24 protein-coding genes and 2 tRNA genes are annotated in these 26,803 nt (G+C 57.7%); 11 read left to right on the top strand and 15 right to left on the bottom strand.

From position 1 onward, the window contains the following. Window positions 1–12: 12 nt before the first annotated feature. On the bottom strand, window positions 13–609 hold the full coding sequence (gene wrbA, locus E0L16_RS14380; protein WP_131637210.1) for an NAD(P)H:quinone oxidoreductase: 597 nt from the start codon (window positions 607–609) through the stop codon (window positions 13–15). Between the two features lie 391 nt (window positions 610–1,000). Here wrbA and E0L16_RS14375 point away from each other — a divergent pair, with 391 nt between their 5' ends. Further along, window positions 1,001–1,171, top strand: a complete 171-nt coding sequence (locus E0L16_RS14375) for a con-10 family general stress protein (RefSeq protein ID WP_001273664.1) — start codon at window positions 1,001–1,003, stop codon at window positions 1,169–1,171. 116 nt (window positions 1,172–1,287) lie between these two features. Further along, a complete protein-coding gene (locus E0L16_RS14370; RefSeq protein WP_063866317.1) occupies window positions 1,288–2,208 on the top strand; it encodes a DMT family transporter in 921 nt (306 codons plus the stop codon). A gap of 102 nt (window positions 2,209–2,310) precedes the next feature. On the opposite strand, the gene rutG is transcribed toward E0L16_RS14370, so the two are convergent. The 7 genes from rutG to rutA are packed head-to-tail and all read right to left on the bottom strand — an operon-like array spanning window position 2,311 to window position 7,738. Next, window positions 2,311–3,627 carry a pyrimidine utilization transport protein G gene (gene rutG, locus E0L16_RS14365; protein ID WP_131637209.1) on the bottom strand — a complete coding sequence of 439 codons (1,317 nt, stop codon included), beginning with the start codon at window positions 3,625–3,627 and terminating at the stop codon, window positions 2,311–2,313. Window positions 3,628–3,647: 20 nt separating this feature from the next. Beyond that, complete coding sequence (gene rutF / locus E0L16_RS14360; protein WP_102749649.1) at window positions 3,648–4,142, bottom strand: NADH-dependent FMN reductase RutF; 495 nt, start codon at window positions 4,140–4,142, stop codon at window positions 3,648–3,650. A gap of 9 nt (window positions 4,143–4,151) precedes the next feature. Next, window positions 4,152–4,742: a malonic semialdehyde reductase gene (locus E0L16_RS14355; protein ID WP_063449118.1), complete on the bottom strand. Its 591-nt coding sequence runs from the start codon at window positions 4,740–4,742 to the stop codon at window positions 4,152–4,154. Between the two features lie 9 nt (window positions 4,743–4,751). Then, window positions 4,752–5,552, bottom strand: a complete 801-nt coding sequence (rutD, locus tag E0L16_RS14350) for a pyrimidine utilization protein D (protein ID WP_131637208.1) — start codon at window positions 5,550–5,552, stop codon at window positions 4,752–4,754. 7 nt (window positions 5,553–5,559) lie between these two features. Further along, window positions 5,560–5,946, bottom strand: coding sequence for a pyrimidine utilization protein C (rutC, locus tag E0L16_RS14345; protein WP_063449116.1), 387 nt, complete (start codon window positions 5,944–5,946; stop codon window positions 5,560–5,562). A gap of 11 nt (window positions 5,947–5,957) precedes the next feature. Further along, complete coding sequence (rutB, locus tag E0L16_RS14340; protein WP_102749652.1) at window positions 5,958–6,647, bottom strand: pyrimidine utilization protein B; 690 nt, start codon at window positions 6,645–6,647, stop codon at window positions 5,958–5,960. Continuing rightward, window positions 6,647–7,738 (bottom strand): pyrimidine utilization protein A, encoded by a 1,092-nt coding sequence (gene rutA, locus E0L16_RS14335; protein ID WP_063866322.1) that lies wholly within the window; start codon window positions 7,736–7,738, stop codon window positions 6,647–6,649. Before rutA ends, rutB begins: the two co-directional genes overlap by 1 nt. A 244-nt stretch (window positions 7,739–7,982) precedes the next feature. Between rutA and rutR the strand changes: the two genes are divergently transcribed. Continuing rightward, entirely contained in the window at window positions 7,983–8,621 is a 639-nt protein-coding gene (gene rutR, locus E0L16_RS14330) for an HTH-type transcriptional regulator RutR (RefSeq protein ID WP_023315786.1), read from the top strand. On the opposite strand, the gene E0L16_RS14325 is transcribed toward rutR, so the two are convergent. Both E0L16_RS14325 and putA read right to left on the bottom strand, forming a co-directional pair. Further along, the gene (locus E0L16_RS14325; protein ID WP_131637207.1) at window positions 8,618–9,013 is read right to left on the bottom strand and encodes a lysozyme inhibitor LprI family protein; all 396 of its coding nucleotides are present in this window, start codon (window positions 9,011–9,013) and stop codon (window positions 8,618–8,620) included. The two genes, rutR and E0L16_RS14325, sit on opposite strands and share 4 nt — an antisense overlap. Window positions 9,014–9,112: 99 nt before the next feature. Then, on the bottom strand, window positions 9,113–13,075 hold the full coding sequence (putA, locus tag E0L16_RS14320; RefSeq protein WP_131637206.1) for a trifunctional transcriptional regulator/proline dehydrogenase/L-glutamate gamma-semialdehyde dehydrogenase: 3,963 nt from the start codon (window positions 13,073–13,075) through the stop codon (window positions 9,113–9,115). 422 nt (window positions 13,076–13,497) lie between these two features. On the opposite strand from putA, the gene putP reads away from it, so the two are divergent. Both putP and E0L16_RS14310 read left to right on the top strand, forming a co-directional pair. Further along, on the top strand, window positions 13,498–15,006 hold the full coding sequence (gene putP / locus E0L16_RS14315) for a sodium/proline symporter PutP (RefSeq protein WP_063866325.1): 1,509 nt from the start codon (window positions 13,498–13,500) through the stop codon (window positions 15,004–15,006). 69 nt (window positions 15,007–15,075) lie between these two features. Then, the gene (locus E0L16_RS14310) at window positions 15,076–15,495 is read left to right on the top strand and encodes a DUF3574 domain-containing protein (RefSeq protein ID WP_131637205.1); all 420 of its coding nucleotides are present in this window, start codon (window positions 15,076–15,078) and stop codon (window positions 15,493–15,495) included. 70 nt (window positions 15,496–15,565) lie between these two features. Here E0L16_RS14310 and E0L16_RS14305 read toward each other — a convergent pair whose 3' ends face one another. Next, on the bottom strand, window positions 15,566–16,750 hold the full coding sequence (locus E0L16_RS14305; RefSeq protein WP_131637204.1) for a NupC/NupG family nucleoside CNT transporter: 1,185 nt from the start codon (window positions 16,748–16,750) through the stop codon (window positions 15,566–15,568). A gap of 251 nt (window positions 16,751–17,001) precedes the next feature. Between E0L16_RS14305 and efeU the strand changes: the two genes are divergently transcribed. The 5 genes from efeU to E0L16_RS14275 all read left to right on the top strand — a co-directional run bounded on the left by efeU (window position 17,002) and on the right by E0L16_RS14275 (window position 23,502). Further along, on the top strand, window positions 17,002–17,835 hold the full coding sequence (efeU, locus tag E0L16_RS14295; RefSeq protein WP_063866328.1) for an iron uptake transporter permease EfeU: 834 nt from the start codon (window positions 17,002–17,004) through the stop codon (window positions 17,833–17,835). Between the two features lie 39 nt (window positions 17,836–17,874). After that, window positions 17,875–19,002 carry an iron uptake system protein EfeO gene (gene efeO, locus E0L16_RS14290; RefSeq protein WP_131637203.1) on the top strand — a complete coding sequence of 376 codons (1,128 nt, stop codon included), beginning with the start codon at window positions 17,875–17,877 and terminating at the stop codon, window positions 19,000–19,002. A 5-nt stretch (window positions 19,003–19,007) separates the two neighbouring features. Continuing rightward, window positions 19,008–20,291 carry an iron uptake transporter deferrochelatase/peroxidase subunit gene (gene efeB / locus E0L16_RS14285; RefSeq protein WP_131637202.1) on the top strand — a complete coding sequence of 428 codons (1,284 nt, stop codon included), beginning with the start codon at window positions 19,008–19,010 and terminating at the stop codon, window positions 20,289–20,291. 499 nt (window positions 20,292–20,790) lie between these two features. Continuing rightward, window positions 20,791–21,582, top strand: coding sequence for a phosphate starvation-inducible protein PhoH (phoH, locus tag E0L16_RS14280; protein ID WP_172807014.1), 792 nt, complete (start codon window positions 20,791–20,793; stop codon window positions 21,580–21,582). Between the two features lie 414 nt (window positions 21,583–21,996). Continuing rightward, complete coding sequence (locus E0L16_RS14275; protein WP_063866332.1) at window positions 21,997–23,502, top strand: alanine/glycine:cation symporter family protein; 1,506 nt, start codon at window positions 21,997–21,999, stop codon at window positions 23,500–23,502. Window positions 23,503–23,713: 211 nt separating this feature from the next. Here E0L16_RS14275 and E0L16_RS14270 read toward each other — a convergent pair. The 3 genes from E0L16_RS14270 to E0L16_RS14260 form a co-directional block, all read right to left on the bottom strand. Then, window positions 23,714–23,801: transfer RNA gene (locus E0L16_RS14270), tRNA-Ser, on the bottom strand. Between the two features lie 137 nt (window positions 23,802–23,938). Then, a complete protein-coding gene (locus E0L16_RS14265) occupies window positions 23,939–24,616 on the bottom strand; it encodes an isochorismatase family protein (protein WP_064910751.1) in 678 nt (225 codons plus the stop codon). A gap of 20 nt (window positions 24,617–24,636) precedes the next feature. Beyond that, entirely contained in the window at window positions 24,637–25,497 is an 861-nt protein-coding gene (locus E0L16_RS14260; protein WP_131637201.1) for a pirin family protein, read from the bottom strand. 109 nt (window positions 25,498–25,606) lie between these two features. Between E0L16_RS14260 and E0L16_RS14255 the strand changes: the two genes are divergently transcribed. Further along, window positions 25,607–26,512, top strand: a complete 906-nt coding sequence (locus tag E0L16_RS14255; RefSeq protein ID WP_131637200.1) for a LysR family transcriptional regulator — start codon at window positions 25,607–25,609, stop codon at window positions 26,510–26,512. Between the two features lie 129 nt (window positions 26,513–26,641). Here E0L16_RS14255 and E0L16_RS14250 read toward each other — a convergent pair. Beyond that, window positions 26,642–26,729, bottom strand: a tRNA-Ser gene (locus E0L16_RS14250). Window positions 26,730–26,803: the final 74 nt, after the last annotated feature.

Below are 26,803 nucleotides of genomic sequence, written 5' to 3'. Positions count from 1 at the left end.
CCTCCTGTTGGGTTAGCCGTTCAGTTTTTTGGCAAGACCCGCGACGTATTCACCCTGGTAGCGGGCGATTGAAAGTTCTTCATTGCTTGGCTGACGTGAACCATCCCCACCGGCAATCGTTGTTGCGCCATAGGGCGTACCCCCACGGACCTGGGAGACATCAAACAGTTCCTGCGCGCCGTAGCCAATCGGCACAATGACCATCCCATGATGCGCAAGCGTTGTCCAGGTGGAAGTGATCGTCTGCTCCTGGCCGCCGCCCGTGCCGGTAGAGCTGAACACGCTGGCCAGCTTGCCGTACAGCGCGCCGGAGGCCCATAGCCCGCCAGTCTGGTCGAGGAAGGTGCGCATCTGGCCCGACATATTGCCGAAGCGGGTTGGGGTGCCGAAGATAATGGCATCGTAGTCCGCGAGTTCCTGCGGGGTGGCCACCGGGGCATTTTGTATTTTCCCGCCGGCTTTGGCGAAGGCTTCCGCCTGCATGGTTTCCGGTACGCGTTTAACCACGACCTCAACGCCGTCTACTCTGTTAGCGCCTTCTGCTACAGCGTGAGCCATGGTTTCAATGTGTCCATACATGGAATAATAGAGCACCAGAACTTTTGCCATTTTGCATCACTCCTCGTTGGTTTTTCTGACAGCGGATCGCTGCGTTACTTTAAAGATATGACATCACGGCCAGACTGCAAAAATGAACGGCATTTATTTGATATATAACAATATCTTCTGGATATGTGCTTTGTAGCAAAATGAAACAACTTTCGCAGCGCGGATTTTTCAAAATATAAGAACGGCTTATGAATAACCCGCGCAATATTTCATACGAAAGGCTGAGATCATGTTGCAGAATATTACCTCTCGCTTGCCGGATAGCCGCATTACACTAAGCTTAACTTCACGCGGCACAGATAAAGGCACTGTCCTTGAGCCGCGAGGTGAAAGAATCCTCTTTTACTGAATGCAATATGATGTCTAATGTTTCACACTCTGGAGGTTAGAGATGGCAAACCATCGTGGTGGTTCAGGTAATTTCGCTGAAGACCGTGAAAGAGCATCAGAAGCAGGTCGTAAAGGTGGCCAGTCCAGCGGGGGCAACTTCAAAAATGACCCTCAGCGCGCATCAGAGGCTGGTAAAAAAGGGGGTAAAAATAGCCACGGCAGCAACAAGTAGTAAGCCGGGTTAACTCTCTGCCGCCGGGTTTCCCGGCGGTTTTTTTATGTCTGTCACATTGAACTGTCGCCAAAGGCATCGCACACTACAGGATTGAATCTTCGTGCTGGTGTCTCATGTCCGTTTCCCGTTTTACCTTCTCCATAAAGCCTCAGGAAGCCATCCTGATCCTGATCACCATGTTCTGGGGCGGAACCTTTCTCGCCGTTCAGTACGCGGTCACGCTCAGCGATCCCTTTTTCTTCGTCGGGCTGCGCTTTGCAACGGCGGCCATTGCCGTGGCGCTTATCTCGCTGAAAACCCTGCGCGGGTTGACCCTGCGGGAGCTTAAAGCCGGCGTGGCCATTGGCGTGGCGATTGCCATGGGCTACAGCCTGCAAACGTGGGGACTACAGTCTATCTCCAGCAGCAAATCCGCCTTCATCACCGCCATGTACGTGCCGCTGGTGCCGCTATTGCAATGGCTGTGCCTCGGCAGGATCCCGGGCCTGATGTCGTGCATCGGCATCGTGCTGGCGTTCATCGGTCTGATTTTATTAGCCGGGCCGGAAAATAATCTGCTGGCGCTGGGGCCGGGGGAGATCATCACCCTGGTGGGGGCCGTTGCCATTGCGGCAGAAATTATTCTGATTAGCGCCTGGGCAGGAAAAGTGGACGTCAAGCGTGTGACGGTCGTGCAGCTTGCTACCGCGTCGCTGGTGGCGTTTGCGACAATGGTACCGGCGGGGGAGTCTGTCCCGCCGATGTCCACCGGACTGATCGTGGTGGCGCTGGGGCTGGGCATTTTCAGCGCCATTATTCAGGTCACCATGAACTGGGCGCAGCGCAGCGTGTCGCCGACGCGGGCGACGGTCATTTATACCGGTGAACCGGTGTGGGCGGGGATATTCGGGCGTATTGCCGGGGAGCGTCTGCCGCTGCTGGCGCTGTTGGGCGCGGCGTTTATTATCGCCGGGGTGCTGGTGAGCGAGTTGAAGTTAAAAAAACGACGTAAGGCGACTGCCGGATTGAGCGCTGAACAAGGGGCAGATAGCTAACAATGCGCATTCTGCCCGTTTAGCCCGGCGGCGCTTCGCTTGCACGGGCCTACAATTGGCATGTAGGCCGGATAAGCGTAGCGTCACCCGGCTATTTCAGGTTCAGGGGGTGATGGCTTTCCCTTGCGGTACATTCCTTTTCCGGCGGCAAAGCAGGGCGTTGAGCAGGATCGCGCCGAACGTCGCCGTGCCAATCCCGCCAACCGTAAATCCGCCCAGCGTCAGGGCGAAATCCCCCGCACCCAGCACCAGCGTCACCGCCACCATGATCAGGTTACCGTTCTGGCTCAGGTCAACATGGTTCTGCACCCAGATGCGAGCTCCCGCGACGGCAATCAGACCAAAGACCACAATCGAGGCGCCGCCAATGACGGGGGCCGGAATGGTGTGGATCAGCGCGCCGAATTTCGGTGAGAAGCCGAGCAGCATCGCCATGACCGCTGCCGCCACGAAGACCAGCGTGGAGTAGACTTTGGTCACGGCCATGACGCCGATATTTTCCGCGTAGGTCGTGACGCCGCTGCCGCCGACCGAGCCGGAGAGCATGGTCGCCAGACCGTCGCCCACAAACGCCCGTCCCATATACGGGTCCATATTGCGCCCGGTCATTCCCGCTACGGCTTTCAGGTGACCCAGGTTTTCAGCCACCAGAATCACCGCGACAGGCGCGATGAGCATCATCGCCTGAGCATTAAAGGTGGGCGAGGTCAGCTGGGGCATGCCGAACCAGGCGGCCTGATGAATCAACGTGAAATCGACCGGCTTGCCAAAACCGAACGCGTTCGTCAGCAGCGCGTAGATCAGACAGGCCGCAATCAGCCCGACCAGGATCAGCAGCCGCTGGATCATCCCGCGCGTAAAGACCGCCACCACGCCGATGCACAGCACCGTCATCACCGCCATCCAGCTTTCAAACGGCGAGCCGGAAACGCTCTTCACCGCTATCGGCGCCAGGTTCAGGCCAATCGCCATCACCACCGCCCCGGTGACGACGGGGGGCATCATCCGCTCGATCCAGCGCGTGCCGACTTTCATTACCACCAGACCGGTCAGGGTGTAGACCAGCCCGCAGGCGATAATGCCGCCGAGGGCCACGCTCAGGTTGGGGTTAATGCCCTGGCCGTTAAATCCGGTCGCTGCAATGACCACCCCCACGAAGGCGGCGCTGGAGCCCAGATAGCTGGGCACGCGCCCGCCGGTGACAAAAAAGAACAGCAGGGTACCGATACCCGACATCAAAATGGCGAGGTTAGGATCCAGCCCCATCAGCATGGGCATCAGCACCGTCGCGCCAAACATCGCGACCGCATGCTGTACGCCCATCACCATCGTCTGCCCGAGCGGGAGCCTTTCATCCGGCGCGACCACGCCTGCGTCTGTGGAGGTCGATTTCAACTGCCAGTGGGGAAGTCCGAACATGATCTGTCTCCTCATACGGGTTAACAGGCGGGTCGCATAAGCGCGTGGTAGCCGCGGTCGAACCACACCAGCCCTTGCGGCGCAGGGTGGCGAACAATGGACACAATGTCGCAGAACAGAATGTCGTGGGTGCCGACGCTAACCACCTGGCTGATGCGGCAGTCGAACGAGGCCAGCGCCGCCTCCAGACGCGGGCAGCCCGTCTCACCCGTCTCCCATTGCGCGGCGGCAAAGCGTTCCTCCATCGGGGTTTTGCCGCCAAAAAGAGTGGATAACGGCTCCTGTCCGGCGCTGAGCGTATTTACGCACAGGGTGCGGTTTTCGCTAAACGTCGGCCAGACGGACGCGCCGCGGTTGAGGCAAACCAGCAGCGTCGGCGGCGAATCGGTCACGCTGCATACCGCGCTGGCGGTAAAGCCCGCCATTCCCGCCGGGCCGTCGGTAGTGATGATATTGACCGCCGCACCGACGCAGGCCATGGCGTCGCGGAACGTTTGTTGGTCGGGTGTCGTCATGATGGCTCCTTACGCCAGCCCGCAGGCATCTTCGAAGGTCAGACGCGGTAAGCGTCCATAGACTTTGCTCATATCGCCATAGCCAATGTTGATCAGCAGGTTGCTTTTCAGCAGCGTGCCGGTGAAAAAGGCATCGTCGACCTTTTGCCGGTCAAAGCCGGACATCGGCCCGGTGTCCAGCCCCAGCGCGCGGCAGGCGAAAATCAGGTAGGCGGCCTGCATTGCGCTGTTGCGAAAGGCCGTTTCTTCGGCGTGTGCGGGGCTGGAGGTAAACCAGCGCTTTGCATCGGCGTGCGGAAACAGTTCGGGCAGGCGCTCATAGAATTCGCTATCCCAGGCGACAATCGCCGTGACCGGGGCAGTGAGCGTTTTTTCCAGGTTGCCGCTGGAGAGCGCCGGGCGCAGCTTCGCTTTTCCCTCAGCGCTTCGCACAAAGACAATGCGCGCCGGTGAGCAATTGGCAGACGTTGGGCCCCATTTCATCAGGTCATATATCTCGCGCAGCGTCTCGTCGCTGACCGGTATATCCAGCCAGCCGTTATGGGTGCGCGCGCCGGTAAACAGCGTTTCCAGCGCGGCGGGCGTAATGGCTTCGCTCATTAAAACTCCTTACAAAGCGGGTTCAGGGCTGTGCAGCAGGCTGGCAAGCCCGTTCAGCAGCAGGGTGTTAAAGGTGTCCGGCTCGGTCACGTTGCAGGCATGCCCGCCCTGGCGCATAACCGTTTTACGGGCATGCGGAAGGGCGGTGTGCAGTTCAGCAGAGCAGACGGACGGCACCAGCAGATCGTCGATGGAACAGATAATCTGCACGGGGCAGCGAACGCGTGCAGCGTGGCGGCTAAAATCGGCCTGTTTCAGCGCATGCAGCCGGCGCAGCAGGTTGGCTTTGCCCTGAAAATGGGCCAGCGCCAGCGCTTCTTCGGCCTCCAGGCGCGGGGCGCGGGCGGCCATCCAGTCTGCCGGGTAGAGGAATAGCGGCTGCGCCTCGACCCATGCCTGCGCGCCACCCGCATGCAGCAGGCGTTCGCGGACGTCAAAACAGCGGCGGGTATGGGCATTGAGGGTCAGCCAGCCGTTGACGCAGACCAGCGCGGTAAGGGCATCGTGCTTATCGATGGCCAGCCGCAGGCCCACCAATGCCCCCAGCGCGTGGCCCACCACGCAGTAACGGGCGAACCCGGCCCCGGCTAACGCCAGCGCAAGCTCGTCGGCCATCTGCGCCAGGGTGTAGTCTTCCGGCAGGGTATCCGGGTTATTTCCCGTGCCCCGCTGGTCATAGCACACCACCTGATACTCTTGCCCCAGCACGGCGAGCTGGGGCAGCCAGTAGCTCCCGCTGCCGCCGAGCCCGGCAATCAGCACCACCACGGGTGCGCCCTCGAAGGGGGGCGGTGAAATGGACAGTTTCATGGCCGCCTCACTGTGCAATGTGCGCCACTGTGGCGATTTCAACCAGCGCGTCCGGCTTCACCAGCCCGCACTGAATACAAAACCGCGCCGGTTTATCCCCGGGGAAAAACTCCGCGTAGATTTCGTTAATCGCGGCGTAGTTTTTCCAGTCGGTGATAAAGATGCTGTTGAAAGTCACGTCCTCCATGGTGCCACCCGCCGTTTCGATCACGGTTTTGATCGTCTCCAGCACGTGGCGGGTTTGCGCCTTTGGGTCGTTGATAAACACCACGTTGTTGTCTTTATCAAACGGCAGCGTGCCTGAGACATACACCACGCCGTCGGCGAGGGTGCCGGGAACGAACGGGGCAATCGGAGTGCTGGTGCCCGGCGGAATAATCACGGATTTCGGCATAGCGGTTCTCCTCAGGCGATACGGGCGAGCGGGGGATCCAGCGCGTCGCAGAAATCATTGACGTTACTGACCCAGCCAAAAAAGGTTTCGATATTGAACAGGGCGGCTTTCTGGGCGAAATCTGGCCCGGCCTGGTGGGTAGCGTCTTCCAGCACCACGCCAAAATACTCGAGGAAAAAGCCGTCGCGCAGGGTCGACTCCACGCACACGTTGGTGGCAATGCCCGTAAAGACCAGATGACGAATGCCCCGGCTGCGCAGCAGGCTGTCGAGCGGGGTATTGAAAAAGCCGCTGTAACGCGGTTTCGGCAGCACGATATCGCCAGCTTCCGGTACCAGCTCATCCACCAGCTGATAATCCCAGCCGCCTTTCGCCAGCAGCGTGCCCTGGAGTTCAGGCCGTTTGCGCATGGTTTTCAGGGCGTTGGATTTGTGAAAGTTGGGTGAGCCGGGGCCGCCGGCTTCGACGTACTGGTCGTCCCAGCCGTTCTGGAACCAGACGATGAGCATGCCCGCAGCGCGCGCGGCGTGAACGGCGGTTTTGATGTTCTCGATCACCGGCCGCGTGGCGGAGACGTCAAACCCCGCCAGATCGAGATAACCGCCTTTGCTGGCGTAGGCGTTTTGCATGTCCACCACGATCAGCGCGCTCTGCTGCGGCGCAAAGGTGATGGCTTCCGGGCGAGCGTTTAACGTCGTCATTACGCCACCTCCTTCGTGACGGCAGGGATATGGGCGCGGCACTGCATCAGCGGCTGAATGCGCTCGCCGAAGGTTTCCACGCCGCTAAGAAAATCATCGAAGGTCAGCAGCACGCCTTCCGCGCCGGGCACGGCAGCCACTTCGTCGAGCATTCTGGCGACGCTGGCATACGAGCCCACAAGGGTGCCCATGTTGATATTGACGGCAGAGGTCGGGTCGGCCATCTGGCGCACGTTGGTGTCTGCGCCGGAACGGGTGTCTTTCTGACTCTGCTCGGTAAGCCAGCTCAGGGCGTCGTCGTCAGCGCCGTCCTTGTACCGCTCCCATTTGGCGCGTGCGGCGTCGTCGGTTTCGTCGGCAATGACCATGAACAGCACGTACGAGCCCACGTCGCGCCCGGTTTTGTCGGCGGCCTCTTTCATGCGCGCGGCGGTCGGGGCGAAGGCGGCAGGGGTGTTAACGCCTTTGCCGAAGCAGAAGTTGAAGTCAGCATATTTCGCGGAGAATTCCATCCCCGCGTCGCTCTGCCCGGCGCAGATCACCTTCATCGGCACCGACGGCTGCGGACTGACGCGGCAGTCGTTCATGGTGAAGAAGTCGCCTTTGAAGTCGCTTTTGCCGGTGCCCCACAGGTCGCGCAGCACCTGTACGTATTCGGTCAGGTAGTCGTAGCGGCGGGAGAAGTAATCATCCCCCGGCCAGAGCCCCATCTGCTCGTACTCCGGCTTTTGCCAGCCGGTGACCAGGTTAACGCCAAAGCGTCCGCCGGAAATGGAGTCAATGGTGGAGGCCATCCGCGCCACGATCGCCGGGGGCAGGGTGAGAGTGGCGGCGGTGGCGTAAATCTGGATGCGGGAGGTTACCGCCGCCAGGCCCGCCATCAGGGTAAAAGACTCCAGGTTGTGGTCCCAGAATTCGGTCTTGCCGCCGAAACCGCGCAGCTTAATCATCGAGAGCGCAAAATCGAAATGGTAGTGTTCCGCCTTCTGCACGATAGCTTTGTTCAGCTCAAAGGTCGGCATGTACTGCGGGGCAGTGGTCGAGATAAGCCAGCCGTTGTTGCCGATCGGTACAAATACGCCAATTTTCATCACGAACCTCTCTTCATTACGTCGCAGGTGTAACGGCGTTTTTGCAAAGGGAGTGCCAGTTTTGAAATCTGCTTTGTTATTAATACGTTAACATTGGTTGATTAACTGGGTGCTAAAAATGTGGACTGACTGGTCAAAAACATTGCACAGAAAACAGGCGCTCATGCGCGATGGGAGTGCAGAAGGTCGTGGCGAGGCGGGGGTTTTGCTATGCTGAGCGCAGGAAAGAAAATGGAGAGCGGAAATGACACAAGGCGCAGTGAAAACACCCGGAAAACGTTCGCAGGCGGTGAGCGCCAAGAAACAGGCGATCCTCAGCGCCGCGCTGGAGACCTTTTCGCAGTTTGGTATTCACGGGACGCGTCTTGAACAGGTGGCTGAGCAAGCCGGGGTCTCCAAGACCAATCTGCTCTACTACTACCCGTCGAAAGAGGCGCTGTATGTGGCGGTGATGCAGCAGATCCTCGATATCTGGCTCGCGCCGCTCAAGGCATTTCGCGAAGAGCTGGCCCCGCTGGTGGCGATCGAGGAGTACATACGCCTGAAGCTGGAGGTGTCGCGTGATTATCCGCAGGCATCCAGGCTGTTCTGTCTGGAGATGTTACAGGGCGCGCCGCTGTTGCAGGCGGAACTGACCGGCGATTTAAAGCAGCTGGTGGACGATAAGTCGGCCATTATTGCCGGATGGGTCGCCAGCGGAAAGCTGGCACCGGTCGACCCGCAGCATCTGATCTTTATGATCTGGGCCGCTACCCAGCACTATGCTGACTTCGCGGCCCAGGTTGAGGCGGTGACCGGTAAAACGCTTCAGGATGAGGCATTTTTCCAGAGCACCCTCGAAAACGTGCAGCGGATGATTATCGAAGGGATCCGCGTGCGTTAATTGCCCGGCGGGAGAGGGCAGCTTAGGTCGCCCTCTTCACACTGCATCAGCGAGGCCAGAAACGCTTCACGCTCCACGGTTTTCTCCGCCAGACACTGGTTCACAATCATTGGCTGAACGCTCCCGCCTTCCGTGCCCGAACCGATAAACGCGCAGTCCGCGTCGCGCAGGCTAATCCACGACTGCTGCGCTTTTTTCAGCAGGTCGCGCTGGGGTGCTGCCGCCCGCTTGATGGCGGCCTGATACGTCTCGTTAAGCTTTTTATCGGCGGCCTGATACTGCTGCGCGCTACAGGTGTTCAGTTCAAGCTGCGTAGTGGCGTTGTCGCACTCGTTGGCCAGCGCGCTGGTGCTGAGCAGCAGTACTGCCCCTGCGAGAAATACTCTTTTCATCATCCCCTCCATGTAAAAAAGCCGGATGCGCTGTGCTTATCCGGCCTGCGGTTATTGTGTAGCCCCGGTAAGCGTAGCGCCACCGGGGAGTTTACACGATTATCCGATTGTCATCAGGCTGGCGTTACCGCCCGCTGCCGCCGTGTTGACGCTGAGAGAACGTTCAACGTACAGGCGCTCCAGCAGCAGGTTGGTTTCCCCGCGGGCGAAGCCCTGCACCGAAACAATCGCGCCGCTGCGGGCCGCGACCTGCTCGCACAGTTCGCGCAGCTGGTCGGAATCACCGTGGTAGATCACCGCGTCAAACGGCTGGGTCAACAGGGCGTCAGCCTTGGCAAAGCGAATGCGCGCCGAGACCGCTTTTGGCAGCTGTTTGGCGAGGTCGCGATGCAGGTCATCTTCCGGCCACAGCACCTCACAGCCCGTTGCCGTCGCGGCAGCCAGCTGCACCAGCGCGTCCTGCTCGTTATCCGCCACGCACAGCACGCGCTCGCGCGGCATCAGCGTCCAGGTGTTGCGCTCGCCGGTAGGGCCCGGCAGCAGACGCTGCGTACCGGCCTGCGCCAGCTCGCCGTACTGCTGCGCAATCGCACGCAGTTCAGGACGGTTATCAGCCCACTTAATCAGCGCGTCCAGCGGCTGGGTCAGCACGGCTTTCACCTGCGCATCCACCGGGTATTCAGCGTCCTGACGCGCCAGCGTCACGCCGAGCGCATTTTCCGGACGGTTCGCCAGCAGACGGTACAGATAGAGCGGACCGCCCGCTTTCGGACCCGTACCGGAAAGACCTTCGCCGCCGAACGGCTGTACGCCCACGACTGCGCCAACCATGTTACGGTTGACGTACAGGTTGCCCACTTTGGCATTGCCGGTTACCTGGGCAATGGTTTCGTCGATACGGGTATGCACGCCGAGCGTCAGGCCGTAACCCGAAGCGTTAATCTGATCGATAAGCGCGTTGAGGTTGTTACGGCTGTAGCGCACCACGTGCAGCACCGGACCGAAGACCTCTTTTTTCAGCTCGTCGAAGCTTGCCAGCTCGATAAGCGTAGGCGGCACGAAGGTGCCGGTCTGCCACTCGCGGGCATCTTCACCGTTCTCGCGCACCGCCTGGAACACCGGACGGCCTTTGGCACGCATGGTCTGAATGTGGTTTTCAATGTTGGCTTTGGCTTCCGCGTCGATCACCGGCCCGATGTCGGTGGTGAGACGGCCCGGGTTGCCCATGCGGCATTCCGCCATCGCGCCGCGCAGCATCTTTAGGGTGTGGTCAGCCACGTCATCCTGTAAGCACAGCACGCGCAGGGCGGAACAGCGCTGGCCTGCGCTGTCGAAGGCGGAGGCCAGCACGTCAACAACCACCTGTTCGGTCAGCGCCGAGGAGTCCACGATCATGGCGTTCATGCCGCCAGTTTCGGCGATCAGCGGCGTCGGACGGCCCTGTGCATCCAGACGGGTAGCAATGTTGCGTTGCAGCAGGGAGGCCACTTCGGTCGACCCGGTAAACATCACGCCGCGCACGCGGTTATCGGAGGTCAGTTTGGCACCCACCGTTTCACCGCGCCCTGGCAGCAGTTGCACCACGCCCGCCGGTACGCCGGCTTCCAGCAGAATGTTAATGCCCTGAGCGGCAATCAGCGGGGTTTGCTCCGCCGGTTTCGCCAGCACGCTGTTGCCTGCGGCAAGGGCCGCGGCAATCTGGCCAGTGAAGATCGCCAGCGGGAAGTTCCACGGGCTGATACAGACCACCGGACCGAGCGGGCGGTGCGTTTCGTTGTCGAAATCATCGCGCACCTGACCGGCGTAGTAGTGCAGGAAGTCGACCGCCTCACGCACCTCGGCGATGGCGTTGCTGAAGGTTTTCCCCGCCTCACGCACCAGAATGCCGATGAGCTGCTGCATCTGATCTTCCATCAGCACCGCAGCACGTTCCAGAATGGCGGCACGCTCCTGCGGCGGGGTGGCAAACCAGATTGGCGCGTTATTCACCGCGCTCTCCAGCGCCTGATCCACTTCCGCTTCCGTGGCTTCGCGCACGTAGCCGACGATATCCTTCGGCTCTGCCGGGTTGATCACCGGCTGCATTTCACCGTCCTCAACGGACTGCTCAAGGATCGGTTTGGCCTGCCATTTCTGCAATGCGCTGTTGAGCAGAGCAGAAGAGAGCGACGCCAGGCGGTGTTCGTTCGCCAGATCCAGGCCCGCCGAGTTGACGCGGCCCGCGCCGTACAGCTCGCGCGGCAGGGCAATTTTCGGATGCGGCAGACCAATCTGGCCTTCCTGCGCCGCCAGCTTCTCTACGGCCTGTACCGGATCGGCCACCAGTTCGTCGAGCGGTAGCGTGGTGTCGGCAATCCGGTTAACGAAGGAGGTGTTCGCCCCGTTCTCCAGCAGACGACGCACCAGGTACGCCAGCAGGGTTTCGTGGGTGCCCACCGGGGCATAGATACGGCACGGACGGTTCAGCTTGCCGTCGGCCACTTTCCCGGTCACCTGTTCATACAGCGGCTCACCCATCCCGTGCAGGCACTGGAACTCGTACTGGCCCGGATAGTAGTTTTGCCCCGCCAGGCTGTAAATGGCCGCCAGGGTGTGGGCGTTGTGGGTGGCGAACTGCGGATAAATCAGGTTCGGCACGCCGAGCAGTTTTTTAGCACAGGCGAGGTAAGAGACGTCGGTGTACACCTTGCGGGTATAGACCGGATAACCTTCCAGCCCTTCCATCTGGGCGCGTTTGATTTCGCTGTCCCAGTAGGCGCCTTTCACCAGGCGGATCATCAGGCGGCGACGGCTGCGGCTGGCCAGATCAATCAGGTAATCAATGACGAACGGACAGCGTTTCTGGTAGGCCTGGATAACGAAACCAATCCCGTTCCAGCCCGCCAGCTCCGGCTCGAAGCACAGTTTTTCCAGCAGATCGAGGGAGATCTCCAGACGGTCAGCCTCTTCGGCGTCGATGTTGATGCCGATGTCGTACTGACGCGCCAGCAGGGTCAGGGATTTCAGGCGCGGATAGAGTTCTTCCATCACCCGGTCATACTGCGCACGGCTGTAGCGCGGGTGCAGGGCAGAAAGCTTGATAGAGATGCCCGGACCTTCATAAATACCGCGGCCGTTAGACGCTTTACCGATGGCGTGGATCGCCTGCTGGTAAGAGACCATGTAGGCCTGCGCGTCGGCGGCGGTCAGCGCCGCTTCACCCAGCATGTCGTAGGAGTAGCGGAAACCTTTGTCCTCCAGCTTGCGGGCGTTCGCCAGCGCTTCAGCAATGGTCTCCCCGGTGACGAACTGCTCGCCCATCAGGCGCATCGCCATGTCCACGCCCTTGCGGATCAGCGGCTCGCCGCGCTTGCCGATAATGCGGTTCAGCGAGCGTGACAGGTTGGCTTCATTATGGGTAGAAACCAGCTTGCCGGTAAACAGCAGGCCCCAGGTGGCGGCGTTAACGAACAGCGACGGGCTGCGGCCAATGTGGGACTGCCAGTTGCCGTTGCTGATTTTGTCGCGGATCAGCGCGTCGCGGGTGGCTTTATCCGGAATACGCAGCAGCGCTTCTGCCAGACACATCAGCGCCACGCCTTCCTGAGAAGAGAGAGAGAACTCCTGCAACAGGCCCTGCACCATGCCGGCGCGTCCGCTGGCGGTTTTCTGGTTACGTAGCCTGTCGGCGAGCTGATACGCCAGGCTGTGCGCCTGAGCGGCCACGGCTTCCGGCAGGCGTGCCTGCTCCAGCAGCATCGGAACGGCGTCGGTTTCGGCACGGCGGTAAGCGCCGGTAATGGCGGCACGGCTGACGGACTGCGGCAGGATCTGCTCGGCGAAGTCGAGGAAGGGCTGGTGGTTCTCTTCAACGGCCGTTACGGCCTCTTCGCTTTCGTTCGCTGCGCCCGCCAGCAGGGCAGGCAGCTCCGGCAGACCTTCTTCACTCTCCAGTCTTTCCAGATAGTTAAAAATCGCCTGCTTGATTAACCAGTGCGGTGTGCGGTCGATGCGGGTCGCAGCGGTTTTAATCCGTTCGCGGGTAGCGTCATCCAGCTTAACCCCCATGGTGGTCATCCCCATGCCAAAACTCCTGTTGTTCTGTAATAGCGTTCTGTTGATAGCGTGAAATATCCACCATGTTGCAACTTTGTGCAACCGTGTTAAATGTGACCTGGGCTGCAAGCTGGAAAATGAATGGATTGTTAACGATTAGTTAGCTGAGAAAAAGAACGCGCAGCGGTTTACGAAGCCAGTTTTTATGCGGTGCTTAACACTTTTTAAAGGTGCAACCCGTAAAAGCGTGAGCGAGTGCAACCTATAGGAAAGACGTATAAAACCAGGGATGAAATTCATGTAAATGCAGTGTTAAATCGTTTGTCAGTGGGAAGCGTATACGGCAGGATAGCGCGCCCAACGGAAACACATACACACATCACTACGTTCCGGTGATGACATAACAAGGCAACCCGGACGGTTGTCGCTCGACATTTTGGAGAATTTGAATGGCTATTAGCACACCGATGCTGGTGACATTTCTCGTTTATATTTTTGGCATGATCCTGATAGGGTTTTTGGCATGGCGTTCCACTAAAAACTTTGACGACTACATCCTTGGCGGGCGCAGCTTAGGCCCAATGGTCACCGCGCTCTCTGCGGGCGCATCCGACATGAGCGGCTGGCTGCTGATGGGGCTGCCGGGCGCGATTTTCATCTCCGGTATCTCCGAAAGCTGGATCGCCATCGGCCTGACCGTCGGCGCGTGGATCAACTGGAAGCTGGTGGCAGGCCGTCTGCGCGTGCATACCGAAGCCAACAACAACGCCCTGACGCTGCCGGACTACTTCACCGGGCGCTTTGAGGATAACAGCCGCGTTCTGCGTATTATCTCTGCGGTGGTGATCCTGTTGTTCTTCACCATCTACTGCGCCTCCGGCATCGTGGCGGGCGCCCGTCTGTTCGAAAGCACCTTCGGCATGAGCTACGAAACGGCGCTGTGGGCCGGTGCGGCGGCGACCATCCTTTATACCTTCGTGGGCGGGTTCCTGGCGGTAAGCTGGACCGACACCGTGCAGGCGAGCCTGATGATTTTTGCCCTGATCCTGACCCCGGTGATTGTCATTTTCACCGTCGGCGGCTTTGGCGAATCGCTGGAAGTGATCAAGCAGAAGAGCATTGAAAACGTCGATATGCTGAAAGGGCTGAACTTCGTGGCCATCGTCTCCCTGATGGGCTGGGGCCTGGGCTACTTCGGTCAGCCGCACATTCTGGCGCGCTTTATGGCGGCGGATTCTCACCACACCATCGTTCACGCGCGTCGCATCAGCATGACGTGGATGATCCTGTGTCTGGCGGGCGCGTGCGCGGTTGGCTTCTTCGGCATTGCGTACTTTAACAACAACCCGGCGCAGGCGGGCGCGGTGAACCAGAACGCCGAGCGCGTGTTCATCGAGCTGGCGCAGATCCTGTTCAACCCGTGGATTGCCGGTATCCTGCTCTCCGCGATCCTGGCGGCGGTGATGTCCACCCTGAGCTGCCAGCTGCTGGTGTGCTCCAGCGCCATTACGGAAGACCTGTACAAAGCATTCCTGCGTAAGGGCGCGAGCCAGAAAGAGCTGGTGTGGGTAGGGCGCTTTATGGTGCTGCTGGTGGCGCTGATTGCCATTGCGCTGGCGGCTAACCCGGAAAACCGCGTGCTGGGGCTGGTAAGCTACGCCTGGGCGGGCTTTGGCGCCGCGTTTGGTCCGGTGGTGCTGTTCTCCGTGCTGTGGTCACGCATGACCCGCAACGGCGCGCTGGCGGGGATGATCATCGGTGCGGTGACCGTCATCGTCTGGAAACAGTTCGCGTGGCTGGGCCTGTACGAAATCATCCCGGGCTTCATCTTCGGCAGCCTCGGTATCGTGGTGTTCAGCCTGCTGGGTAAAGCGCCGTCTGCCTCTATGCAGAAACGCTTTGCGGAAGCGGATGCGCACTATCACTCTGCACCGCCAACGAAGCTTCAGGCTGAGTAATTTTCCCCTCACCCTAACCCTCTCCCCAAAGGGGAGAGGGGACAGACCGTTCACCCGTTCGAGATGAGAATGATGATTAAAACAGGGTTGATGATGGCAGCATTAATGCTGCTGGCGGGATGTAACGCTCCCACGCAGCATGCGGCGGTGGAGACCTGCAAAGCGGATAACCAGATGCAGCAGACCACGCTCTATTTTGGCTTGAATCGCCCGGCAGGGGCGCAGATTACCGGCAGCGAGTGGCAGCAGTTTGTTGACAAGGACGTGACGCCGCGTTTTCGCGATGGCTTAACGGTGGTTGATGCCCGCGGGCAGTGGCTGGGTAACGACGGAAAAGTGGCGCGTGAACCCAGCAAAGCGTTAATGCTCATCCACGGTAAAGACGCGCAGAGCGAGAAGAACATCGAAGCGTTGCGCGGGATCTATAAGTCTCGTTTCGCGCAGGAATCGGTGATGCGGGTCGACCAGCCGGTGTGCGTACAGTTTTAATGAAAACGGCGGGAATTCCCGCCGTTGTTGTTTTGTAGGCCGGGTAAGCAAAGCGCCACCCGGCATTGCATCAGAGCACTAATCCCGCAAAGCTCGCCGACAGCAGGCTCACCAGCGTCGCACCGTATACCAGGCGCAGACCAAACCGCGACACCACGTTGCCCTGCTGCTCGTTCAGCCCCTTAATCGCTCCGGCGACGATGCCGATGGAGGCGAAGTTAGCGAACGACACCAGGAACACGGACAAAATACCCAGACCGCGCGGGGACATTTGATGGGCTATTTTTTGCAGCTCAATCATCGCCACAAATTCATTCGCCACCAGTTTCGTTGCCATAATACTCCCCGCGTTTAAGGCATCGCTCAGCGGAATACCGATAAGCCACGCCAGCGGATAAAATACGTAACCCAGGATCTGCTGGAAGCTCATGCCAAATACGCTGGAGAAAAGGGCGTTAACGGCGCTAATAATAGCGATAAAGCCAATCAGCATCGCCAGAATAATCATCGCCACCTTAAAGCCCGCCAGAATATATTCGCCCAGCATTTCAAAGAAGCTCTGGGATTCATGCAGCTTTTCCAGTTTGATATCGGGTTCGGCTTCCGGGCGGGCCGGGTTAATGACCGAAAGAATAATAAAGGTGCTGAACATGTTCAGGATCAGCGCTGCGACGACAAATTTAGCGTCGAGCATGGTCATGTAGGCGCCAACAATCGACAGCGAAACCGTCGACATCGCCGTTGCGGCCATCGTAAACAGGCGACGCGAGGAGAGATCGCCAAGCACGCCCTTATACGCAATGAAGTTTTCAGACTGACCGAGGATCAGCGAGCTCACCGCGTTGAAGGATTCCAGCTTGCCCATGCCGTTGAGCTTTGACAGGAGCGTTCCGATAACGCGAATAAAAATCGGCAGAATGCGCCAGTGCTGAAGAATACCAATCAGTGCCGAGATAAAAATAATAGGGCAGAGTACACCCAGGAAAATGAACGCCAGCCCTTTCTCACCCATCCCGCCAAAGACAAAATTCGTCCCTTCGGCAGCGAATTTAAGCAGAGACTCAAAGAAACCTGAGACATATTTAATAATGAACAGGCCGCTTTGCGCATGCAAAAAAAAGAATGCCAGCACGATTTCAATCACAATCAGCTGCAAGACGAAACGAATACGAATTTTTCGGCGGTCGAAACTCACCAGCCAGGCAAGCGCAAGAATAATCACCAGCGCCAGCAGGAAATGAACAATTTTAAACATGGGTTATTTTCAGTTGGTTTTCGAGGCGGACATTTAGCCACAGCCCCGGTTAACCGTAAATGGGCATTTTCGTTATACCTTATAAACGTAACGGTTACTCAGGCAATTATTACTCCGCAATGCGTTTACATCTGGTCATCAAAACTCCACATATTTCGCTTGTTTTTCTTTGTGCCGTAATGATAATCACTATCACTAGAATTTACGTTTCTTTGCATCAGTTGACCGCGATAAACATTTAAGGTACCGGCATGTTTGTTCCTTTTCTCATTATGTTACGTGAAGGCCTTGAAGCGGCCCTGATCGTGAGCCTTATCGCCAGTTATCTGAAGCGTACCCAGCGCGGTCGCTGGATCGGCGTGATGTGGGTTGGCGTTTTCCTTGCCGCGGCGCTGTGCCTGGGGCTGGGTATTCTTATCAACGAAACCACCGGTGAATTTCCTCAGAAAGAACAAGAGCTTTTTGAAGGCATTGTCGCCGTAATAGCCGTGGTGATCCTCACCTGGATGGTGTTCTGGATGCGCAAAGTCTCCCGTAACGTGAAGGTGCAGCTGGAGCAGGCGGTGGATAACGCCCTGCAAAAAGGCAACCACCACGGCTGGGCGCTGATCCTGATGGTCTTTTTCGCCGTGGCGCGTGAGGGTCTGGAGTCCGTTTTCTTCCTGCTCGCGGCGTTTCAGCAGGACGTGGGCATCTGGCCGCCGTTGGGCGCGATGCTCGGGCTGGTCACGGCGGTTGTGCTTGGCTTCCTGCTCTACTGGGGCGGCATTCGGCTTAACCTGGGCGCGTTCTTCAAGTGGACCAGCCTGTTTATTCTGCTGGTGGCCGCGGGGCTGGCGGCAGGGGCGATCCGCGCCTTCCACGAGGCGGGCCTGTGGAACCATTTCCAGGACGTGGCGTTCGATCTCAGTAACGTTCTGTCCACCCATTCGCTGACCGGTACCCTGCTTGAAGGGATCTTCGGCTATCAGGAAACGCCGACCGTCAGCGAAGTGGCAGTTTACTTTATCTATCTGGTTCCGGCGCTGATCCTTTTCGCTATGCCGCCGCGTACCGGCTCGCAGGCGTCACGCGTTGCGCCGTAAGTGCTGTATTAGTTACAACATACTTTTAAGGGAAGAGTCATGACCAGTCAGTTCCGTCGTAGTGCGTCAGGCGCAGGCATTGCCGCGCTGTTCGTGTCTGCCTTCGCCGCTCAGGCAGCAGATATTCCGCAGGTAAAAGTCACCGTCAACGATAAACAGTGCGAGCCGATGACCATTACGGTTAACAGCGGTAAAACCCAGTTTATTATTCAGAACCACAGCCAGAAGGCGCTGGAGTGGGAGATCCTGAAAGGCGTGATGGTGGTGGAAGAGCGCGAAAATATCGCGCCGGGCTTCAGCCAGAAGATGACCGCCAATCTACAGCCGGGCGAATACGACATGACCTGCGGCCTGCTGACGAACCCGAAAGGTAAGCTGATCGTCAAAGGCGCAGCGACGGCAGACGCGGCCAAAGGCACGGCGCTGTTAAGCCTTGGCGACGCCATTACCGCCTATAAAGCCTACGTCACTAAAGAGACGGCGGATCTGGTGTCGGGCACCCAAGCCTTTACCGACGCGGTGAAAGCGGGCGATATCGAAAAAGCGAAATCGCTGTATGCACCTACCCGTCAGCACTATGAGCGCATCGAGCCGATTGCCGAGCTGTTCTCCGATCTCGACGGCAGCATTGATGCCCGCGAAGACGACTACGAGCAGAAGGCCGCCGATCCAAAATTCACCGGCTTCCACCGTCTGGAAAAAGCGCTGTTTGGCGATAATTCCACCAAAGGAATGGAGAAATATGCCGCTCAGCTGAACACCGACGTGCTGGAGCTGCAAAAGCGCATCAGCGAGCTGGCCTTCCCGCCGTCGAAAGTGGTGGGCGGCGCGGCGGGCCTGATTGAAGAAGTGGCCGCAAGCAAAATCAGCGGTGAGGAAGATCGCTACAGCCACACCGACCTGTGGGACTTTCAGGCGAACGTTGACGGCGCGCAGAAAATTGTCGATCTGCTGCGGCCTCAGCTGCAAAAAGAGAACGGCGAGCTGCTGGCGAAAGTGGATGCCAACTTCAAAAAGGTCGATACCATCCTGGCGAAGTACCGTACCAAAGACGGGTTCGAAACCTACGACAAGCTGACCGAAGCCGACCGTAACGCGCTAAAAGGCCCGATTACAACGCTGGCGGAAGATCTCTCCCTGCTGCGCGGCGTTCTGGGTCTGGATTAAGCACGATGAACAAGCATGACGAGTACGACGTCGCTGAACCTTCACGGCGTCGGTTGTTAAAAGGGGTAGGGGCGCTGGGCGGCGCGTTTGCCCTGGCAGGTGGCTGCCCGGTGGCGCATGCGGCGAAACCGCAAAGCGCGCCCGGCACGCTGTCGCCGGATGCGCGCAGGGAGACGCAGCCGTTTTATGGCGAGCACCAGGCAGGGATTTTGACGCCGCAGCAGGCCTCGATGATGCTGGTGGCTTTCTATTCGCTGGCGAGCGATAAGGCCGACCTGGAGCGTCTGTTCAGGCTGCTGACCACGCGCATTGCCTTCCTCACCGCGGGCGGTCCGGCGCCGGAAACACCGAATCCGCGCCTGCCACCGATGGATTCCGGGATCCTTGGGGCGTTTATTGCTCCCGATAACCTGACCATCACCGTGTCGGTGGGGGAATCGCTGTTTGATGACCGCTACGGCCTGGCAAAGCAGAAGCCGAAAGCGCTGCAAAAAATGACGCGTTTTCCCAATGACTCTCTCGACGCGGCGCTGTGCCACGGCGATGTGCTGTTGCAGATTTGCGCCAATACGCAGGATACGGTGATCCACGCCCTGCGCGATATCATCAAACACACGCCGGATCTGCTCAGCGTGCGCTGGAAGCGGGAAGGATTTATCTCTGACCACGCCGCGCGCAGTAAAGGGAAAGAGACGCCGGTGAACCTGCTGGGCTTCAAAGACGGCACCGCCAACCCGGACAGCAGCAATGCCGCGCTGATGAAAAACGTGGTCTGGGTGACGGCGGATCAGGGCGAACCGGCCTGGGCCGTGGGCGGCAGCTACCAGGCGGTGCGCATTATCCAGTTCCACGTGGAGTTCTGGGACCGCACGCCGCTGAAAGAGCAGCAGACAATTTTCGGTCGCGATAAGCAAACCGGGGCGCCGCTCGGCATGAAGCATGAGCACGATGAACCCGACTACACGCGCGATCCAAACGGCGATGTCATCGCCCTGGACAGCCATATTCGTCTCGCCAATCCTCGCACCCGGGAGACGCAATCCAGCCTGATGATGCGAAGGGGTTACAGCTACTCGCTGGGTGTGACCCACTCCGGTCAGCTTGATATGGGGCTGCTGTTTGTCTGCTATCAGCATGACCTGGAAAAAGGATTTCTCACCGTACAGAAGCGGCTGAACGGCGAAGCGCTGGAGGAGTACATTAAGCCCATCGGCGGCGGCTATTTCTTTGCTCTGCCCGGAGCGCGTGACGCGAACGCCTGGCTCGCTCAGGGTCTGATAGAAGCCTGATAATCGTCCCTGCGACAGTTCGCGGGGACATTATTTTTTTCCTGGACTATCTTATTGTTATATTTCTGTAATATTTCTATATGAGACTGATTTTCCATGTAGGGGCAGTCTGAAAAGTTGCATTCAGGTAAAATAAATGTTGCATTTATGATAATCCCTGATGTACTTAAGATAAGACAGCGGTAGTTCCCGGCAGTGATGTTACTCACTATGGAGATCGCGAATGGTTGCGTCCTGTACTGGACAAGGTAAACACAACAACCGCAGTACCCGGCGCGGAGGCTCAGACTCCGGCAGCGATTTCCTCACCACTAAATTCTCTCCTTCACCTCAAGAACCTGTTTCGACCGACGTGCATAGCGGTGCGCGTAGCCGTTCTGTATCGTCATCCGGTAATGCAAGCAATGGCTTACAAGGAAGCCAACCCTCTGATGTTCGTGCGCATAATCGTGCCGATGCTGGCGCGTGTGATGAATACCAACAACTCAAGGTGCTATCCATGGGAAGACAAAAAGCAGTGATCAAAGCTCGTCGTGAAGCAAAACGTGTGCTGAGACGGGATTCACGTAGCCATAAACAGCGTGAAGAAGAATCGGTCACCTCGCTTGTGCAGATGAGCGGCGTTGAATCCATTGGCATGGCGCGGGACAGCCGCGACGCATCGCCAATTGTGGCGCGCAATGAGGCTCAGGCGCACTACCTGAATGCTATCGAGAGTAAACAGCTCATCTTTGCAACCGGTGAAGCCGGATGCGGGAAAACCTGGATCAGTGCCGCCAAAGCGGCGGAGGCGCTGATTCATAAGGACGTGGAAAGGATCATCGTTACCCGTCCGGTACTGCAAGCTGATGAAGATCTGGGCTTCCTGCCCGGCGATATTTCGGAGAAGTTTGCCCCATACTTCAGGCCCGTCTATGACGTGCTGGTGAAGCGGCTGGGCGCTTCCTTTATGCAGTACTGCCTGCGACCAGAGATTGGCAAGGTGGAAATCGCGCCGTTCGCCTATATGCGCGGACGTACATTTGAAAATGCGGTCGTTATTCTCGACGAGGCTCAGAATGTGACCGCTGCGCAAATGAAGATGTTTTTAACGCGCCTCGGGGAGAACGTGACGGTGATCGTCAATGGCGATATTACCCAGTGTGACCTGCCGTCGGGCGTGAAGTCCGGCCTCAGCGATGCCATGTCACGTTTTGCGGAAGATGAGATGATTGGGGTGGTCCGCTTCACCAAAGAAGACTGCGTCCGCTCAGCGCTGTGTCAACGCACGCTGGAAGTCTATTCCGATTAAGATCATTCTTTTAAGTCATTTCTTCCCGGTGTCATGCCGGGAAGCTTCGTTTATTCCCATTGAAACAGTGACGTTTGTTTGAATCATATTTATTTCCTATAGCATTCAACGGGATTTAGAAATCGTTTTGCGGTATTAATAATATTACCGCCCATTACTTATGTGCGTTTTTCATACAAAAAGAAAAGTGTGATATGTATTTATAATACCCACAAAATATCTATGAATATAATGATCTCGCTAATTGTTCGTTAAAATCAAACGTGAATGTTGTCACAGAACATGACTAAGCAGCAAAAATTAAGTTGGTGTCTTCTGGGTAATTATCTATGTTTCGTACTTGTTCAAACAAAATTCTAACAAGAAACACGCCGGGGGATCGTTTCCTCTGGAACATCACGCTGAGGGTCATACATGAACGAACTGGTTAGTGCAATTAACGGTGTTATCTGGAGCCCGGCGTTAATATTTTTATGTCTGGGTGTCGGCCTCTATTTCTCACTACGTAGTCGCTTTCTGCAATTACGCCATATTAAACATATGATTACCCTGATGTTTGAGGGACGCCCTACCGAGGCAGGCGTATCATCGTTTCAGGCGCTGACGATGACGCTGGCCGGTCGCGTGGGGACGGGGAATATCGCGGGGGTAGCGACCGCCATTACTTTTGGTGGACCGGGTGCGCTTTTCTGGATGTGGGTAGTGGCTTTTTTAGGGGCCAGTTCTGCTTTTGTCGAATCCACCTTAGGTCAGGTTTATAAAGAGAAAATTAACGGCGAATATCGTGGCGGCCCTGCCTTTTATATTGAAAAAGGGTTAGGCGTGAAGTGGTACGCATGGTTATTTGCTATCGTAACCATTTTCTCCTGCGGATTATTACTGCCAGGCGTGCAGGCAAACTCTATTGGTGCGAGTCTGGATATTGCCTTTGGCCTGAGTCCGAACGTCACGGCGGCATTACTTGCCCTGTTGTTAAGTTTTATTATTTTTGGTGGCGTGAAAAGGATCGCCAGTTTTAGCAGTATGGTGGTTCCGTTTATGGCGCTGGGCTATATTATTGTCGCCTGCGTGATTATCGCTATCAATATCGATCAGCTTCCCGCGGTTATTCTGCTGATCTGGAAAAGCGCTTTCGGGCTTGAAGCTGGCTTTGGCGCTATTCTGGGCCAGGCTATCATGTGGGGCGTGAAGCGCGGCGTCTATTCTAACGAAGCGGCGCAGGGTACCGGGCCGCATGCTTCATCCGCGGCGGCCGTAAGCCATCCGGTGAAGCAGGGGCTGGTTCAGGCGTTCTCCGTTTATATCGACACGCTGTTTGTCTGCTCCGCGACCGGCTTTATGCTGTTGATTACCGGGCTGTATAACGTCCAGGGTGTCGATGGTGCTGCCCTCTATACCGGTATTGCTGGCGTGGCGGCCGGTCCTGGCTATGTGCAGACGGCGATGGAAAGTATGATGCCTGGCTTTGGTAATTACTTTGTTGCCATCGCGCTGTTCTTCTTCGCCTTCACCACAATCATTGCCTACTACTACATCGCTGAAACCAATATCGCCTACATCAACCGTAAAATTCACCGCCCGTGGCTGACGTTCCTGCTGAAATTATGTCTGATGGCTTCCACCGTCTATGGCACCGTCCGCACTGCGGATCTGGCATGGGGATTAGGCGATATTGGGGTAGGGCTGATGGCATGGCTCAACATTATCGCCATTGTTCTGTTGCATAAAAAAGCGTTTGCCAGCCTGAAAGACTATGAAACCCAGAACGCGCAGGGGTTGGATCCCCAGTTTGACCCGGTTCGGCTTGGGATAAAAAATGCCGATTACTGGCTGGAGGATCGCAGGGATGAAGAGGGTTTGAATAGCGGCCAGAGTCCTGCTCCCGAGGGAAAGCAACCGGCTGGAAAGCTGAATAGCTAAGGAATGGTTAAGACGGGCCCGTACTTTGTACGGGCTTTCTTTTATAGGTGAGGCGGCTCAGTCTGCCCCGGGGGGATTGACTCGCTTCGCTCTCAGTATGTCCAACTGGCTGCGCCAGTTGTCTAACCCGGTCGGGGGTTTTCATCCCCCCCCTTTCGGAGAATATAAAAGAAAAAAGCCCGTACTTTCGTACGAGCTCTTATCTTGAATATGGCGGTGAGGGGGGGATTCGAACCCCCGATACGTTGCCGTATACACACTTTCCAGGCGTGCTCCTTCAGCCACTCGGACACCTCACCATATTGTTTTGCTGCCTGACCGCTTGGGGGGCAACGGGGCGCTACTATAGGGAGTTGCGCGAAAGCGGTCAAGCAGATTTTCTGCATTCGTGCCTGTTCGGTTAAGCCTTAATCAGCTTATGGCGCACCGCGCAGGATTAACGCTGCGAATCGAGCACTTCGCTGTTTTTCACCACCTCCTGCGCTTTGCCGTAGCTTTCGATCAGCAGCTGATAGGCCGGGAAGATATGGGTGTAGACTTCCGCCCACGCCGCCGCATCTTCACGATTCCATGTCCGCTGAATTTCGGAGGCAACGGCTGCCGTGTCCATCGGCACCACGCCTGCCTGTACCACGCGTGCCAGGGTGATCTCCTGCGCCATTTTGCTGTACGTGCCGGAGGCATCAATCACCGCAAACACTTTATATCCGTCCGCCACCGCGCTGATAGACGGAAATGCCATGCAGACGCTGGTGATCGTACCAGCGATAATCAACGTTTTACGCCCGGTGGCTTTTACCGCCGCCACAAACTCCGGGTTATCCCAGGCGTTGATCTCACCTTTGCGTGCAACGTATTGGGCGTGCGGCGCGTTGGCGTGGATCTCCGGAATAAGCGGGCCGTTCGGCCCCTGTGGAACCGACGCCGTGGTGATCACCGGGATCTCCGCCAGCGTGGCGATTTTTGCCAGCGCCGCCGCACGGGCGCGCAGCTCAGGCATCGGCATATCGCCAACGGTCTGGAACAGCCCGCTCTGGTGATCGATAAGCAGCATAACGGCATCATTAACGTCAATGACGGGACGCGCACCGTTGAAGTTAGCAGGTGTAGACATAATGCTCTCCTTTATCAGGTTTAGATCTGGCCAAAGCGGCCGGAGTTAAAATCGCGTATAGCTTCGGCGATCTCGGTTTTACTGTTCATCACAAACGGGCCGTAGCCCACAATCGGTTCATTCAGCGGCTCACCGGCCATCAGCAGCACTTTGGCATCGCTGCTGGCTTCGAGATGCAGTTTGTCACCACTCTGACTCAACACGACCAGCTGCGCCTCACCGGCGGGCGTAGTGCCGTTCACCGTCACGCTCCCCTCAAGTAAAACCAGCGCCGTGCTCCAGCCTTCGGGCTGATTGAGCGTCAGGTGGCTGCCCTGGTGCAGCGCGAGATCCCACACGTTCAGCGGTGAGAAGGTATGCGCCGGGCCGGTGACATCGTCAAAGCGGCCAGCAATCACGCGCAATGTTCCGCTGTTATCCGGCAGGGAGATCACCGGGATATCCGCTTTAGTGATGCTCTGGTAGCCGGGCGTCGCCATTTTGTCTTTGGCGGGCAGGTTGACCCACAGCTGCATCATTTTCAGTTCACCGCCTTTCTGCGAGAACGCGCTGGAGTGGAACTCTTCGTGCAAAATGCCGGCGCCTGCCGTCATCCACTGCACGTCGCCCGGGCCGATTACGCCGCCTCTGCCGGTGGAATCACGGTGCTCCACTTCACCTGAGTAAACGATGGTCACCGTTTCAAAACCACGATGAGGATGCTCGCCCACCCCGCGTTTCGCGCCGTCCGCCGGAAAGGTGTAAGGACCGGCATAGTCCAGCAGCAGGAACGGGCTCAGCGGTTCGCCGTGCGTCTGGTAAGAAAACATTGAACGAACCGGGAAACCGTCACCGACCCAGTGCGGACGAGGTGCGGTATAAACGCCTGTTACGTTTTTCATGATTAACTCCTGATGTTCTGTTGATGTAATTAGCTTATATTCACGGTTAATATCCCGGTAGATAGCGAAAATGACATTCACTGTTCCTGAAATGGAACAATGGAGGCGTATGCAGGATCTCAATGATTTCGTATGGTTTGTGAAGGTGGTGGAGCATGGCGGCTTTGCGGCGGCAGGTCGGGCGCTCGATCAGCCTAAGTCAAAACTAAGCCGTCGGATCGCGCAGCTGGAAGAACGCCTGGGCGTTCGGCTGATACAGCGAACCACGCGGCAGTTTACGGTGACAGAGGTGGGGCAAACGTTCTACCAGCACTGTAAAGCCATGCTGGTTGAGGCCGAAGCGGCGGAGGAGGCGGTAGCGGCTCTACAGGCTGAACCGCGTGGTATGGTCAGGATCACCTGCCCCGTGACCCTGCTGCACGTTCACGTGGGGCCAATGCTGGCGAGGTTTATGGCGCGCTATCCGGGGATCAACCTCCAGCTCGAAGCGACCAACCGCCGGGTGGATCTCGTGGCGGAGGGGGTGGACGTGGCGATCCGCGTTCGTCCGCGCCCGTTTGATGACAGCGATCTGGTATTAAGGGTACTGGCGGACAGGGGACACTGTCTGGTTGCCGGGCCGGCACTGCTGGAACGGATGGGCAACCCGACGGCGCCTTCTGAACTCAGCGCATGGCCGGGTTTAAGTATGGGCGCGGGTAAGCATCTGCATAAGTGGGAGTTAAGCGGGCCGGAAGGCGCGAAAGCAGAAGTTCACTTCACGCCGCGCCTGGTGACCACCGATATGCTGGCGCTTCGGGAAGCGGCGATGGCGGGGGTAGGCCTGGTGCAGCTGCCCATTTTGATGGTGAAGGATCAGCTGGCGTCAGGTGAACTTATTCGAGTGCTAAATGCGTGGGAACCCAAACGGGAGGTCATCCATGCGGTGTATCCTTCAAGACGAGGTTTGCTGCCCTCGGTCAGGACGCTGGTGGATTTTCTCACCGAAGAGTACGCACGGATGGTGGAGGAGTAAAGTCCCTGTAGGTCGGGTAAGCGAAGCGCCACCCGACACATTCCCGCAGAGGAAGCAAAGTTCGAATCCCCTTGCGGAGAATATAAAAGAAAAAAGCCCGTACTTTCGTACGAGCTCTCATCTTGAATATGGCGGTGAGGGGGGGATTCGAACCCCCGATACGTTGCCGTATACACACTTTCCAGGCGTGCTCCTTCAGCCACTCGGACACCTCACCATATTGTCATCCCGTTGTTGCCGGGACGGGCGCTAATGTAAGGAAAAGCCGTACTGCCGTCAACCCACTTTTTC

Origin of the sequence: Enterobacter quasihormaechei (assembly GCF_004331385.1) — a bacterium.
Taxonomy (GTDB): domain Bacteria; phylum Pseudomonadota; class Gammaproteobacteria; order Enterobacterales; family Enterobacteriaceae; genus Enterobacter; species Enterobacter quasihormaechei.
This window is presented reverse-complemented; position numbering and strand designations above follow the sequence as displayed.